This window comes from Streptomyces sp. A0642 (genome assembly GCF_004795105.1).
Classification (GTDB): domain Bacteria; phylum Actinomycetota; class Actinomycetes; order Streptomycetales; family Streptomycetaceae; genus Streptomyces.
On the sequence record NZ_SSBL01000018.1, the window covers coordinates 29,758 to 44,285 of the forward strand.

The window sequence follows — 14,528 nt, forward strand, 5'->3', positions numbered from 1 at the left end:
CGTCCCCACCAACCATGAGAGGAGGTCGCAGAATGCCGGACGACGTCTCACGTGCCTCGGGCCAGAACTGGGCGGCAGAGCACCACGCCTCCCAGCACACGTCCTCGCATGCCACACCCGTCACTTCGGAATCCAGCTCCCCGGGGTTCCCCGCCCCCCAGCAGACCGCGGCATCCGGACCCATGCCCGCCTTCCCCGCCGCTCCCGATCTGCCCGCCCGCGGCCCGCTGCGGGTCGTCGTCGCCGACGACAACCCCGTGGTCCGGGCCGGGCTGGGCGTCCTGTTGTCCGGCCGTGACGACATCGAGGTCGTCGCCGAGGCCGCGGACGGCCGTCAGGCCTACGACATGGCCGTTCAGCACCGCCCGGATGTCGTGCTGCTCGACGTCCGGATGCCGGGAGTGGACGGCATCTCCGCGCTGCCGCACCTGGTGCGGGTCGCACCCGTCATGATGCTGACCTACAGCCGCGAGAGCGAGATCGTCCACGAGGCGCTCCGGCTGGGCGCGGGCGGCTACCTGGTGCACGGCGAGTTCACGGCCGATCAGTTGGTGCAAGCCGTACGGGACACGCAGAGCGGCCGGGCCCACTTCACCGCCACGGCGGCGAACGCTCTCCTGGCCCATATGCGTCAGGGCCCGGGACAGCGGGGGCCGGTCCTGCCGGAAGGGCTGGGAACGGCGCTGACTTCGGGCGTCCCCTACCAGCAGCCCGGATATGACGGTCATCCTGTCGGACTGCCGCAGCAACACGATGCGTATGCACATTCCCCCATGCCGCTGCCTGCTCCCCAACAGGCCTCATATGGGGCGCGACCGGCCGTTTCCGCTCAGGGTCTTTCGCATCTGCAACCAAATATGGGACAGTCTTCGGTGACCGGGGGGCCGGGCGTGCCCCCGGACCGGCAGCAGTACGGACTGAGTTCACGGGAGGTGGAGGTCATGGACCTGATCGCGTCCGGCATGAGCAATCAGCAGATCGCCGCCACGTGCTTCATCAGCGAGAAGACGGTCAAGAACCACATCAACCGCATCTTCACCAAACTGCACAGCGGCAGCCGCAGCGAGGCGATCGCCCGCTGGCTCGGTACGGCGTCGGCCGCCGGGCCCGCTGCACGGGGGGACAGGTAGTCATGGCCGGTCGGGGGATCGAACGAGGCGCGGAGAGTGCGGGCCCGGGGGCCCAGTCCCGGGCGCCCAGGGCCCAACTGCTGGATTGGGCCCGGGAATGGGCCCTGGGACCCTCCGGTGGGCAGGGTGTTCCGCCGTATGTTTCTCATGTCGCAAACGGCACCGGCCAGGAGGAAGCCGGTAACGGGAGTGACGACAAAGGAACTTGCGAGTCGGCCGGCAGTCGGTCGGCCGAATCTGGAGGGGAACACCATGTCGAACATCACCCTGAAGACCGCCGTCCGCGTCAACGGCTGGGCCAACACCGCCGTCTCCAAGATCCAGAAGCGCTACGAGACCGCGGACCGCGGACAGACGGCCTTCGAGTACCTCGGCATCATCCTGGTGGTCGTCGCGATCATCGGTGGCATGGTGGCCTCGGGTATCGGTGCCGCGATCACGACTCGTATCACCGGTCTGGTGAACTCCATCACCGCCGGCTCGTGATCAACGGTTCCCACCGCGATCGAGGGCAAGCCTTCCCCATCTACATTGTGATGGTGGCGGGCTTGCTCTTTCTCGCGTTCGCCTTCTTCGCTGTTGGTCAGGCATCCGCCACGCGTAACGGTGCTCAGGGCGCTGCGGATGCTGCCGCGCTCGCCGCCGCTCAAGAAGCCCGGGACAACCTGGGAGTACCTTTCCTTGCCGCTCTGCGGGAGCCCAACGGTCTCAGCAAGTTTCTGGAGAACTACCGCTACTTTGAGAAGGGTTGCTGGAAGGCGCGCCAGCTGGCATCCGCCAACGATTCGCACCTCCATAGCGACGATCCTTTCCGTCGGCCTCTATGCGGCTGGGACGAGGGCTTCCTGCGGGACAGGGTTACCGTCAGCGTCGAAACCGATTACACGGTGGGTTCTTCGGTGATCCCCAGTACGAAGACCACACACGGCAAGGCCACGGCCACCGCCGTCATTCAGTTCCGGTGCTCACCGAACCTCAAGGACGTGCCGAGTGATGACCCGGGATCCGATGAGGGGGACGACGGAGAAGACCAGGGCGGCAAGCCGGACCTCCCCATACCCACTCTCTCCTGTGACGGGCTGAGCGACGGACTCAAGGTCGACCCTGCCCATCCGGAACTGTGGAAGTCCGTGGCCAAGGCCATTTTCGCCGTGCACTTGATCGACGACTGACAGAGAACGACGAGTAAAGGAATCTGAACCCATGAGCATTCGGCGTACCACGAAGTCCCGAAGGGCAGTGGCCGCTGCCTCAGTGGCGGCCGCCTTGGCCCTCGTCGTCACCGGTTGCGGTGGTGACGACGGAGGAAAGACGGAGAACCCCGGTTCGTCGTCTTCCAAGTCTTCAGGTGGGGACAAGGGGCCAAATGGCGATACGGCCGCTGGGGACCCGGTGGACACGAATGCCAAACTTGCCCAAGTCAACGGGCGTGACGGCCTGACTCTTGTCGTCAATGAGGTCAAGCGCGACAGCGGTGGTTTCGTGACTGTGAGCGGCGTGATCAAGAATGGCGGAGACGGGATTCGAAGTGCTGGTCAGTGGTCTGGCACCGAGAGCACGATCCTCGCCAAGAACCCGAATTCAGTAGCGGGCGCGACTCTTGTCGACAAGGTCGGTAAGAAGCGCTACTACATTCTTCGGGACACTGATGGGCGGTGCCTCTGCACCACGGGGCTGTCAGCGATCCAGCCTGGCAAATCCATCTCCGTCTTCATGCAGTTCCCGGCTCCTCCGGAGACGACCACCGAAGTTGACTTCACGCTCCCGACATTCGCCACTGCCTCGCTGAAGATCTCTGGGTGATGGCTGACATGAGCAATGTTCGAACACTCCGCAGGCCAGGGCACCTCGCCGGTCGCTCCCTTGCCGTAGCAATACTGCTGGCCGGTACCTCGGTCTTCGGCGCGACAACCGCCCTCGCGGACGACGGCCCGAGCGTCCCCCCGGGCACAGAAGCCTCGTCCGAGCCCCCCGTCAAGCTCGACAGCACCGACCCCGACCTCAAGATGCCCGAGGGCGGCACCCTCGCCCCCGGCAAGGTGCTCGACATCATCCAGGTCGTCGAGGACGAGGGCGGCGAGGAGCGGCGCGAGGACACGAACGCGGACATCAAGTTCGCGCTCCAGGCCGAGGTGCTCTTCGGCAAGGACAGCGCCAAGCTGAGCGCCGCCGCGAACTCCCGTATCGCCGCCATCGGTGCCGAGATCAAGAAGCAGAACGCCACCAAGGTGCGCGTCTTCGGCTTCACCGACAATCTCGGCTCCTCCGCACACGGCGACGTGCTCTCCAAGCAGCGCGCCGACGCCGTGCAGAGGGTGCTGGTGACGTCCACGGGCGCGAACGTGACGTTCGAGATCCGCGGCTACGGCGAGCAGTACCCGATCGCCGACAACAGCACGGAAGAGGGCCGCAAGAAGAACCGTCGCGTGGAGGTCTCCTTCCCGCGCGGCGACTCCTCCTGAGGCACCCGCCCCACCAGAGGACGTGTAGGGTCTCAGATTTCTTGGCCGAAGCTCAGAGGAGATGGCCAAGTGATGGCGATATGCCGCAGGTCTGAGACTGCCAGTTCAGGTGGCTCACTCGTTTGAGTGTCCCGGACTTCGGTCCGGGACACTCAAGCAATGATCTTGGCACCGCTGCTGCGACCGTGAGTGTTCGCCGTGAAGACGGCACGGCTGTGGAGGATCGGGCGTGGGAGATCACAACCGTTGAGCAGCTCGGGGCGGCAGTTCCGTGGAGGACGTTCCGCTGGTACAAGGGGCAGCGCCACTACTCGGGGACCTACTGGTCTGCGACGGCAGACGACCACATGATCTACGAGTCGCGTCTGGAGCTTGGGTGTCTCCTCCTACTGGCTCCCAGTAGGTCGACGGAGAGGGCCGGTTCGGCCGAAAACCTCATCACCCGGGGCCGACACCCTGGGTGGCCGGTCATCCGGGTGTCGCTCTCCGGGGGTCGGCCGGAGCCATGTCCTGTGCGATCTCGCCTGCTACGCGACCGAAGAGCTCCATCGCCCGGTTGCCGCCGTCGGACCGCCACATCAGGCCGTATCGGAGGGGCTTGTCTCCCTCCACCGGGACGTAGCAGATACCGGGACGGCCCTGGTAGAGGGCAATGTGGGCCCCCGACAGCAAGGCGCCCTTGCCGCCGGCGACGAGTGCCAGAGCTTCCTGGAAGTTGGTGACGGACGGCCCCTGCGCGATCGGCCTGCCGCTGGGTGTGCGCGTCGGCAGTTGATGCTCCAGCCAGTACTCCGGGATGTCTCCCGCGATCGTCAGCAACGGCACACGGGTCAGGTCCTCAAGCGTCACCGTGTCCCGTCCGGCCAGGGGATGCCCGGCTGCGACAGCCAGCACCCTGTCCTCGGCGAGGAGTGTGGGGCCGCGGGTCAGGTCGTCCTCGCGCACGGGGAAGTCCGCCAACTGGAGGTCGAAGGCGCCCTTTCGCAGCATTCCGTACGGATCGGAGAGCGGCACCTCGCATACCTCGACGGCGAGTTCGGGATGGGTGATGCGCAGCCTCTCGATCGTCTTCATCACCATCTCGCCGGCCAAGGGCGTGGAGAAGCCGACGTGCAGGACTCCCTCGATGCCGCGTGCCGAGGCGACGGCACGCACAAGGGCGCCCTCGATGCCGCGGTAGTGCGGTTCGAGGTCATCACGGAGGCGGCTGCCCAGGCTGGTGAGGGCCACACGTCGGCTCGTGCGCGTGAACAGAGGGGCTCCGACGCGGCGCTCCAGCTTCTGGATGAGCTGGCTTACCCGGGCGCGGGAGAGACGCAGGCGGGTGGCGGTACGGCCGAAGTGCAGTTCTTCGGCGAGCACGAGAAAGCAATCGAGCTCGTTCTGGTCCATGTGCATCTCCAGGATCGCATGGAACTCGGATCGGTAAGCGTGGCTTTCCGAACGTTGCGATCATCGCTGTTGTTCCCGTCCGGGGCGTGACGAAAGCTTGAGGCACCACCAACGCCTACGACTTTTGGAAGGAGTTCATCGTCATGAGTGCCCTGAGTACTTCGAGCGGGCTGAGCGCACACAAGTGGGGCATCCTGCTCGTGCTGTGCGGCGCGATCTTCCTCGAAGGCATCGATGTCGCCATGCTCAATGTGGCACTGCCATCGATCCGCGCCGACCTCGGACTGGCCACCGGTGAGCTGCAGTGGGTCATGAGCGCCTACGTACTCGGATACGGCGGCTTCATGCTCCTCGGGGGACGGGCGGCCGACCTGTTCGGACGCCGTCAGATGTTCGTCTTCTGGCTCACCGTCTTCCTGCTGTTCTCCGGGCTCGGCGGATTCGCCACAGAGGGATGGATGCTGATCGTCGCGCGCTTCATCACGGGCGTCGCCGCAGCCTTCATGACCCCGGCGGGCCTGTCCATCATCACCACCGGCTTCGCCGAGGGCCCGGAGCGGAACAAGGCCCTGCTCATCTACTCGGGCACCGCCGCGGGAGGTTTCACGATCGGCCTGGTCGCCGGTGGGCTGCTCACCGCCATCGGCTGGCGGTGGGTCTTCTTCGCCCCGGTCGTGCTCTCCTTCGTCATTCTCGTCGCGGCCCTCGCGTTCGTCCCCAAATCGGCACGCCCGGACCGATCCGGTAAGCGTGTCGACGCCGCCGGCGCGCTTACCGTTACCGCTGCCCTCGTGCTGATCGTGCTGGGCGTCGAGCGTGCGGCCCACGCCGGGATCACCACCAGCGCCGGAACGGTGCTGGCCGCGCTGGCATTCTTCGCGGCCTTCCTCGTCATCGAACGGCGCTCCCCCGAGCCCCTGGTCCGCATGGGCATCTTCCGCAACGGCTCCCTGGTCCGGGCGAACCTTTCGGCGATGCTGTTCGCCGGCGGCTTCTTCGGCTTCCAGTTCCTGATCGTGCTGTATCTCCAGGAACTGCGCGGCTGGTCGACGCTGCAGACGAGCTTCGCGATGCTGGTCATCGGGGTCGACGCGCTTCTCTCGCCGACCCTCACGCCGCGGCTGGTCAACCGCTTCGGCACCGCCAAAGTGATCGTGGGGGGACTCCTGCTCGCGGTGCTCTCCTACGGGCTGTTCCTCCCGCTGGGAGCGGACTGGAGCTACGCGGCGATGTTCCCGAGCCTGATCACCCTCGGCCTCGCGTTCTCCCTGGCGTACGGCCCGCTCACCATCCTGGCCACGGAAGGGATCGCGGAGGAGGAGCAGGGACTCGCGGGCGGCCTTCTCTACACCGCCTTCCAGTTCGGCGCCGCCCTCGGGCTCTCCGCGGTCACCGCCGTCAGCGTGGCCGCCACGCACGCGGAGACTCCTGACGCACTGCTGGATGGTTACCGGGCCGGCCTGCTCGTCCCGTTTGCTGCGGCAGTGGTCGCCGCTGTCATCAGCGCCTTCGGCCTGCGCACCCGGCGCGGCGACGAGCCGTCCGCCGCGGTGGACGCTGCCGCTGAGCGAAGCAGCGCCCCCGTCTCCCGCTGATCCTCGAAGGGACAGAGTCATGACCGATACCGTCAGTGAGTTCTCCGAGATCCAGGACTCCTTCCTCAACTACATCCGCGATATCAAGTACGCGACCATGGTCACCGTCGACCGTCACCACCGTCCGCGCGCTCGTGTGCTGCTGCCCGTGTGGGAGATCGTCGACGGCGTGCCGGTCGGCTGGCTCGCCGCGTACCGGACCCCCGTCAAGAGCGCGCACCTCGCGGGCAACCCCCACACGACGTACGCGTACTGGAATCCCCGTCAGAACGCGGCCTTCGTGGACAGCGTCTCCACCTGGGCCGACGACGAGGACTCCAAACTGCATGCATGGGGCCTGTACAAGAGGGGCGGACCGCCGGGTGTGGGCTACGACCCGGTCCACTACTGGCGTGGCGGTCCCGACGATCCCGGCTACCACGTGCTGCGGATCGATCCCTGGCGCATACAACTCGTCCGCGGTTCCGATCTGCGCAGCACGCTGTGGCGGACGCAGGGCCCGGCCTCGGAGATCACCTCGTCCGCCGACCCGAGGAACTCGGACAAGGTGGCCGTCCGCTGAATCCTCGGAGAGGGACGGATGCCCCCGCTCCGACGGGGGCGTCGGTCCTTCCCGCGCTTGCTTACCGCTCCGGCGGCCGTGGGGCCGGTGATGTCACGGCCGTGACCACGGCCGCGGCGGGTCCAGGACAGTCCGAAAGCCGCACCGGGAACAGCCCGAGACTTGTGGAGGGGTGAGGATGCGCCGTCCCCTCCGTAGGAAATGACGCGTTCGTGAGACAACACCCTCCGGCCAGGCTGTGAGACAGCCGCAGAAGTCGCAGGTCACAGCACCGCCTTATGCCGCCAGCGGCGAGACCCTACAGGACAGCCCGGAGGCGGCAGACATGTCGTAGGGCTGAGACTGTCGGTTCAGGCGGTTTGCTCGTCGGGGTGGCCCGGATACCGTTCGGGCCACCCTTCCCCTTGATCCTCGACACCCTGGTCTCGCAGGCGGATGCCTCCGAGCCCTCGCCGATGCGCGCCCGGAGCGTCGACGATTCCTCTTCACCGGTCACAGGCCGGCCCCGAGGTTTCCGCAGTACAGAGGGGGGGCCTGCCCTACCATCGACCGGCCCGTTGCCCCGATGGTGCGGCAGGTTTCGGACGGCGAAGCTGAATGCATACGGATCCACCGAGCAAGAGGGAACCTTCTGTGTTCAGCTTCAAGTCGCCGCACCGCCGTACCGCCCGCACCGCTGCCGTCGGCGCTCTCGCCGTCGCGGCCTGCGTCACGGTCATGGCCGGCAGCGCCTCAGCCATCGTCAACGGCTCGGACTCCACCGAGAGTTACCCGTTCATGGCGACCATCCCGGAGTCGGCCCCGGAGCAGGGCCTGATCGACGGTAACTGCGGGGCTTCGCTGATCGATCGGCAGTGGGTGCTGACGGCGGCCCACTGTCTGAAGGTCGAGGGCATCAAGCTGGACGGCATAGTGCGGGTCGGCAGCGACCACCGCAAGTCCGGCGGCACGGTCCGGAAGATCGACCGGACCTTCGTCCACCCCGGTTATGTGAACGGCGAGAACGAGGCCGCCAACAAGAACGACATCGCGCTGATACGCCTGGACCGCCCGGTCGCCCAGCAACCCATCAGGATCGCCAGGCGGGCAGGGAAGCCGGGCACGCCGACCCGGCTCCTGGGGTTCGGCACCACCGTCGACACCGAGTTCACGTTCCCCGACCGGTTGCAGGAGCTGAACACCCGCAGGGGCGCCGAGGCCGAGTGCGCGCCCGGTTACGCGGACCGGACCCGGCTGTGCACGATCACCACCGTGCCCAAGGCCATGGCGTGCTTCGGGGACTCCGGCGGACCGCAGGTCCAAAAGGGCCGGGACGGCCGCTGGGAGCTGATCGGCGTCACCTCGGGGCCCGGCGCCCCGGACGTGCCGTGCTCACAGGGCCCCGGCCTCTACACCAGCGCGCCCGCCTACGCGGGCTGGATCAACAAGACCATGAAGACCCACGGCGCTCCGTCGGCTGCGGCCAAGAGCTCCCACCGCTGAGCGTCGCCGGTGGCGTCACCGCCGTCGCGGCACGCCGCAAGACCGACCCGCGGCCTGAGCGAACCGTCTAGGTGCGGGAGATCGAGGGCCCGGACAGCGCCCGGCTTCTGGGGCGACACTTCGTACCATCTGGCTGCGCAGGACTTCCACCCCGGCCGTACGCGCCCGGCACCCCGAAAGGCGGCGGTGCCGGGCGCGGCGACGTCACAGCAGGTGGTCGGCCTTGCCGGCCTTTATGTCGCGGATCATCTGCTGAAGTGACTCACGGCTGTCGGTGAGGTAGCGGTCCTCGGCGCCGGCGACGGCGATGTAGCTGTTCCCATCGGCGTCGGTCCCGAAGCGGTAGCAAGAGTTCCCCTCGCCGCAGAATGAGTCTTCCCATATGACGTCCGGCATCTGCAATCTCCTCACAGTCGGCGCGCGATGTTACGAATGAAGTCCCGCGACTTGCCTGGTGGCAGCGCGATTCCCTCCATCCAGTCCAAGTGAGCCCGGTACTTCGTCAGCTGCTCTTCCGAGTGCACGAAGAGCGGTCCGTGCGAGTTGTCGATCTGCACGGTGTCCAACTGGGGGACGACCCCCTCGGCGTAAAGGACCGTCTGGCCGGCGCCGGGAAACGCGCCTGCGGCGAAGGGGATGACGAGGAGCGTCACATTCGGTTGCTCGGACTTCTCCAGCAAGTGGTGGAGTTGTGCGCGTGCCACGCCTCGGCCTCCGAACTGCATCCGGAGCGCCGCCTCATGGACGATGCCGACGTAGGGCGAGAGTGAATCGCCTGCCAGGACACCCTGTCGCTCCACTCGGTGCGCGAGCCTCAGTGCGATCTCCCGTTCCGGGAGCTGGGGAACCACTACGCGGAAGAGCGCCAAGGCGTGGTCCGACGTCTGGAGGAGGCCAGGGATGTGCATCGAGTACGCGGCCCGCATGCGGGATGCGGATGCCTCCAGTTCGGCGATGTCCAGCAAGCCCTGAGGCAGAGTGCCTTTGTATCTCTCCCACCAGCCGCGAGCGGCCGGCTGTGCCATCTCGACGAGACCACTGACGTATCTGGCGTCCGTGCAACCACAGTGGTGGGCGAGGAGCCGCAGGCGCTCAGCGCTGATGGGCCGTGTACCGGCCTCGATGTTCGAAATCTTGCCTCGATCCACGCCGAGCAAGCCGGCGGCGAACTCGGCCGAGACGTCAGCGGACATGCGCATGCGCCGCAGCTCGGACCCGAGCCGCTTCTGGCGTTCGGTTGGGGAGGGCCTGGCTGCCATGCCGTTCCTTTCCATGCGATCACTGGCAGTCTGCCGCTTGCCTGCGTTGAGTGACCACGAAAGGGTTCATTCATCGAAGCGCAAGGGCAAATTTACCCTGCTTGCGCTACATTCGGTTACGCACCGCTCACGCAGCGACGAACAAGAAGTGCATCGCGCGGTCCTGCCCGCACGCTCCTCCCCTGGGAGGGGCGGGGCCACGCCAGGGGGACAGGCCACTGTTCGTCGCCCGCCTCGCGTGAAGCCAATCGTGCGCACCCATGAGGAAGAGGGACACCGTCAACTCGTCACCCGTAACGGGGAGTCAGTCATGCACTCATCTCCACCCGCCGCACTGTGCCCGGCCACCGCCGAGGCGCGTACGCCGTTCTCGGAGGCGTACGCGCACGCCGTCCAGCCTCGCCCGCCACAGCCCTATCTGCGTCCGAAAGGTGGCTCGGGGCAGACCGCGCCCCGCCTCTCCCTGAGCTTCACCCTCCCCGACGACATCCGCAGCGCAGGTATCGCGCGGGCGGCGACCGTCGCCGCGTTGGAGGCGCACGGCCTTGACGCGTACGTATGGCCGGTGACGTACGCGGTCACCGAACTCGTCTCCGTCACCGCGAGGATGAGCCCCGGCCGGGAGCTCTACGTCTCGCTGCGGCACCGTGACGACGCGGTGCGCCTTCTGGTCTGGGACCAGCATCCGCACCCCACCGAACCCGCGTTGGCCGACCTCTGCGAGGCGCGGCGCCGACGGGCCTTGTGGCTGCTGGCCGCAGTCGTCAAGGACTGGGGAGGGGAGTGGGGGACGCGCGAGGAGGAACAGCGCCGCAACGGCGGTAAGTCGTGGGTTTTTCCGCCCCGTTGAGAGTAACGCGCGGTGTTCGGTGGCAGGTCTTCGGTAACGGCGACAGCTTCTCCAAGGCCTCGCCGGGGGGCGTGGACCCTTCAGGCAGGGGCGCGAACGGACGGAGTCGGTCGACCAGTTGCGGGGCGGCTTCGTACGAACGGGTAGCCTGCCGAACGTAAGTCCGACCGGCCTTCTGCTAGGCGGTAGTCGGACGGCAGTGATTTGGGCGATGAGTTGGGGGACTTCTCGTGTCCGGCTTCGGTGGCATGACGTACTCAGGTGGAGCAGGCGGTATGGGCGGGGCCATATTCGCCGGCCCCGGGCGGCAACCGCTGCCGCGGGCTCTCGGGGCGGTGCTGCTCCTGACCCGGGCGCTCTTCGTCCTCGCTGTTGTCGGCGGGATCGGCGTGCTGACCGTGGCCTCGTCGGTCAACGAGGTCGACGGCCAGCTGTTCGGGCTGCTGCTCTACGCCGCCATGCCGAGCGTGGTCGGGTTCGTGCTGTCCCTGTACGTGCGGACCGGCGGCAACTGGGTCCGTCGCGGGCTCTTGGCCGTGCACGCCTGGTTCATCGTGGGCGCACTCGCGACGCTCGGTGAGGCCGGAGGCGGACGCGGGATCACACAGTTGGTGATCCCGGTCGCCGTCGTCGTGGCGCTGTTCCGGGCGAGCTCGCGCGACTGGTTCGAACTCCCCTTGGACCAGCGGCTGTCACCCCGCCCGTTCAGTCTCGCCCGCATGATCAAGTGGCGCCGGGACGGGGGCCAGACAGCCATGGAGTACCTGGGCCTCGTCCTGGTGGTCGTGGCGCTGATCGGCGGGCTGGTCGCCACCGGCATCGGTGCCGGGATCACGGGCCGCATCCAGAGCGCCATCTGCTCGCTGACCGGCAGCTCCTGCCCCGCACCCGGCAGCGAGGTGGTGGCAGGTGACGACGGGGGCGCCGGCCCGGGGACGGACTCGGCCGGGGGGACGGATGCGAGCGGGGGGACGGATTCGGCCGGGGGGACGGAGTCCGGTGGGGCGGTGGCCTCGGGCGGCAGCGACGTCGCCGGGGGAGCGGGCGGCACGGAGACCGGTGGGACCGGCGGTTCCGGGGGTGCGGAAGGCTCGGGCGGTACGAGCGGTGCCGGCGGCGCGGACGGCTCCGGCGGTGCGAGCGGTACTGGGGGCGCGGACGGCTCCGGCGGCACGGGCGGGACCGGCGCCGGCGGCGCTGCAAGTGGTGCCGGCGGCACGAGCACCACGGGCGGTACCGGAGGCCCGGGCGGCACTGGCGGCACTGGCGGCACCGACACCGTGTCTCAGGACGACGAGGTCGACGACGGCGGTGACGACTTCGACCCCACCGCCGGCCCGGACGCCGACTACGGCGACTACGACGGGACCCAGGGCGAAAAGAAGGACGAGGGCTGCACCTCAGGGATCGGCGCGTTCTTCTCGTGTGCCGGGCACCAGACCGGCGGCTTCTTCAAGGGCCTGGGCGCGAACGGCTTCTGGGGCGATGTCACCGGCACCGTGGACACGGTCATCCACCCGGTCAAGGCGTGGAACGGCATCAAGGACTACGGCAAGAGCCTCGGCGACAAGTGGTCCAAGGACACCGAGGGCGCGGGCGACAAGTGGTCCAAGGGGGACTATTTCGGTGCTGCCTGGGACTGGACCAAGGCGTCCGGGTCCACGGGGCTCAAGGTCGCCGACGACATGTTCATCGGCGACGAAGTCCGCGACATGTGGAAGAACGGCAACGAGGGGCAGGCGATCGGAACCGGCCTCTGGAACGTCGGTTCCCTCTTCATCCCCGGTTACGGCGAAGCCAAGCTGATCGGCAAGTTCGGCAAACTCGGCAAGCTGGGGAAGCTCGGCAAGCTCGGAGAGGTGGCCAAGAAGGCCTCGGAGGCCGCCTCCAAGGCCAAGAAGCTGGCCAAGGCCGGCGACGTGGAGGGGGCCGAGAAGGCCGCGAAGGAGGCGCGGAAGCACGCCGACGAGGCCGGGGAGAAGGTCAGGAACAAGGGCTGCCCGGTCGGCCTGGCACCCTTGGGGACCGGTGCTCCGGCCCCGGGCACGATGAGCACCGCCGCCCTGCGGACGGCTGTGGGCGACGGCGTCGTACGGACCGGCCACACCACCGTTGCCGTGGCCGCCGTCGTGCGGTCGACGCCCCGTGTGCTGACCGCGGGATTCCGCGCCGAGGGCTGCGAGGCGACGCCCGAAGAGGTCGAAGCCGCCAAGAAGGCGGACAAGGACGCGGACGAGGCGGAGAAGGCGGCCAAGCAGGCCAAGCGCGAGGCGGAGAGGAAGCGCCTGGCGAAGATGGAGAAGCCGTCCTGGTACGACAAGCTCAAGAACCCGCGCGCGGGCACCAAGGACCTGGGCGACGGAAAGTGGAAGGCGAAGAACCCGGCCACGTACGCCTACCCGCAGGAGATGGGGGCCCGCTACCAGGAGCAGGTCTCGGGCGTGCGCCGCGGCAAGGAGTACGAGGTCCCGCTCAACGATCTGAAGGGCAAGCCGGTCGAGTTCGACGGCTGGGACTCCGCCAAGCAGACCTTCATCGAGACGAAGTGGGGCTATCGCGGCCCCCGGTTCTACAACGAGGCGACCGGCAAGCTCACCACGCTGGCCGGCAACCGCTGGGCGGCCCAGGCGACGCGGCAGCTCGACGCGGCACGGGGCAAGCCGCTCGTCTGGCACTTCGCGGACCCCGATGTGGCGAGGGCCGCCCAGGAAATGTTCGACGACCGGGGCCTCGACGTCACGGTGGTCCACACCCCGGTGGTGCCGTGAGGCGGAAGACCGCCGGTGTCGGCGAGTCCTCCCGGCCGCCCGGGACGCGACCTGCCGCGGACCGCGCTCGGCACTAGGCTGAGGAACACTCCGAGGAAGCCGTGAACGGAATGAGCCGGTCCCGCCGGTGAGAGGAGAACGAGGTGCTGAGCGTTGTGGTCCATGCGCTGTGGGGTGTCCGGGAGGAGGATCCCGGGCAGCTCGCGGAGCGCTGGGTGGGACTCCTGGACGGTCTGGCGGACATCGGATCCGGTGACTGCACGACCTGGCGTGGGGCGGAGTCGGAGGACGACCTGACCGCGGCGCCGGTGGAACGGGTCGCGTCCGGTGTGCGGGCTTACGTGGAACGCACCAACACCGACCCCGACGCGCCCTACATCGGCTACACGTCCTCCCTCTGGTCCGGGCGACTCGAAACGGTGAAGGTGACCGTCGGGATCAACGCGGGCGGGTCCGCGAACCGGGTGCCCGACTCCTGCGTCGTGGGCATCGACTCGACGGCCGCTCAGGGGTCCGTCGAGCTGATCAACCGGTCGGCGGAGGTGCTGCACCTCCTCGCCGAATGCTGGGGGCCCGACTGGGGAGAGTCCTACAGCAGGGAGGAGTACCGCGCGGTGAAAACGGAGTTCGACCTCCGTGCCACCGCCCCCCGCGGCGGCCGGTCGGTGTATCTGTCGCCCGGCCGTGCGGCACTCGCTCCCGAGGGGCTGCCGGGGACGTACACGCGCACTGCCCCAGGTGGTCTGCTCATCGATCTCACGCGGGGCGGTACGACGCAGCCGTCCGTCGAGAAGGTCATCGAGGCGAACCGGCGACTGTTCGCCGCCGGAGCCCTGGAACCGCTGCCCGTGCCGTTCGACCGCGACACCTTCTGACGCAGCGGGCTCGGACGGCACCCCGCTGCCGGGGCAACTCGGCCGGAAGCCCTGCGCCGTCCTGCTCGGGCCCGCCTGCCCAGGGAGGTCTGACCGCCACGCGCCCCGCACACGCTCGGTGCAAACCGCCCTGCGGATACGCTCACGGGCGAG

The 14,528-nt window shown here is 68.1% G+C and carries 14 protein-coding genes; 11 read left to right on the forward strand and 3 right to left on the reverse strand.

Annotation, left to right across the window (positions count from 1 at the left end; all coding sequences use genetic code 11):
- The first annotated feature begins 32 nt into the window (after nt 1-32).
- The 5 genes from E6R60_RS25620 to E6R60_RS25640 all read left to right on the forward strand — a co-directional run bounded on the left by E6R60_RS25620 (nt 33) and on the right by E6R60_RS25640 (nt 3,592).
- Nucleotides 33-1,130: a response regulator transcription factor gene (locus E6R60_RS25620; protein WP_136329015.1), complete on the forward strand. Its 1,098-nt coding sequence runs from the start codon at nt 33-35 to the stop codon at nt 1,128-1,130.
- Nucleotides 1,131-1,382: 252 nt separating this feature from the next.
- A complete protein-coding gene (locus E6R60_RS25625) occupies nt 1,383-1,616 on the forward strand; it encodes a hypothetical protein (protein ID WP_136329016.1) in 234 nt (77 codons plus the stop codon).
- Nucleotides 1,613-2,302, forward strand: a complete 690-nt coding sequence (locus tag E6R60_RS25630; RefSeq protein ID WP_136329017.1) for a pilus assembly protein TadG-related protein — start codon at nt 1,613-1,615, stop codon at nt 2,300-2,302. The genes E6R60_RS25625 and E6R60_RS25630 overlap by 4 nt, the downstream gene beginning before the upstream one ends.
- Nucleotides 2,303-2,333: 31 nt before the next feature.
- Nucleotides 2,334-2,933, forward strand: coding sequence for a hypothetical protein (locus E6R60_RS25635; protein WP_136329018.1), 600 nt, complete (start codon nt 2,334-2,336; stop codon nt 2,931-2,933).
- 8 nt (nt 2,934-2,941) lie between these two features.
- A complete protein-coding gene (locus E6R60_RS25640; RefSeq protein WP_136329019.1) occupies nt 2,942-3,592 on the forward strand; it encodes an OmpA family protein in 651 nt (216 codons plus the stop codon).
- Nucleotides 3,593-4,060: 468 nt separating this feature from the next.
- Here the strand turns inward: E6R60_RS25640 and E6R60_RS25650 are convergent, their stop codons facing one another.
- Complete coding sequence (locus E6R60_RS25650) at nt 4,061-4,984, reverse strand: LysR family transcriptional regulator (protein WP_240802680.1); 924 nt, start codon at nt 4,982-4,984, stop codon at nt 4,061-4,063.
- 143 nt (nt 4,985-5,127) lie between these two features.
- Between E6R60_RS25650 and E6R60_RS25655 the strand changes: the two genes are divergently transcribed.
- The 3 genes from E6R60_RS25655 to E6R60_RS25665 all read left to right on the forward strand — a co-directional run bounded on the left by E6R60_RS25655 (nt 5,128) and on the right by E6R60_RS25665 (nt 8,623).
- On the forward strand, nt 5,128-6,579 hold the full coding sequence (locus E6R60_RS25655; protein WP_136329021.1) for an MFS transporter: 1,452 nt from the start codon (nt 5,128-5,130) through the stop codon (nt 6,577-6,579).
- Between the two features lie 19 nt (nt 6,580-6,598).
- Nucleotides 6,599-7,141, forward strand: coding sequence for a pyridoxamine 5'-phosphate oxidase family protein (locus E6R60_RS25660; protein WP_240802681.1), 543 nt, complete (start codon nt 6,599-6,601; stop codon nt 7,139-7,141).
- Between the two features lie 633 nt (nt 7,142-7,774).
- A complete protein-coding gene (locus E6R60_RS25665) occupies nt 7,775-8,623 on the forward strand; it encodes a serine protease (RefSeq protein WP_136329022.1) in 849 nt (282 codons plus the stop codon).
- 204 nt (nt 8,624-8,827) lie between these two features.
- Here the strand turns inward: E6R60_RS25665 and E6R60_RS25670 are convergent, their stop codons facing one another.
- A complete protein-coding gene (locus tag E6R60_RS25670; RefSeq protein ID WP_136329023.1) occupies nt 8,828-9,019 on the reverse strand; it encodes a hypothetical protein in 192 nt (63 codons plus the stop codon).
- Nucleotides 9,020-9,030: 11 nt separating this feature from the next.
- Complete coding sequence (locus E6R60_RS25675) at nt 9,031-9,882, reverse strand: helix-turn-helix transcriptional regulator (protein ID WP_136329024.1); 852 nt, start codon at nt 9,880-9,882, stop codon at nt 9,031-9,033.
- Between the two features lie 310 nt (nt 9,883-10,192).
- On the opposite strand from E6R60_RS25675, the gene E6R60_RS25680 reads away from it, so the two are divergent.
- The 3 genes from E6R60_RS25680 to E6R60_RS25690 all read left to right on the forward strand — a co-directional run bounded on the left by E6R60_RS25680 (nt 10,193) and on the right by E6R60_RS25690 (nt 14,375).
- Nucleotides 10,193-10,732, forward strand: a complete 540-nt coding sequence (locus tag E6R60_RS25680; protein ID WP_136329025.1) for an ATP-binding protein — start codon at nt 10,193-10,195, stop codon at nt 10,730-10,732.
- A gap of 275 nt (nt 10,733-11,007) precedes the next feature.
- Nucleotides 11,008-13,500: a Tox-REase-5 domain-containing protein gene (locus E6R60_RS37845; RefSeq protein ID WP_276614034.1), complete on the forward strand. Its 2,493-nt coding sequence runs from the start codon at nt 11,008-11,010 to the stop codon at nt 13,498-13,500.
- 143 nt (nt 13,501-13,643) lie between these two features.
- Nucleotides 13,644-14,375, forward strand: coding sequence for an Imm52 family immunity protein (locus E6R60_RS25690; protein WP_136329027.1), 732 nt, complete (start codon nt 13,644-13,646; stop codon nt 14,373-14,375).
- Nucleotides 14,376-14,528 lie beyond the last annotated feature (153 nt).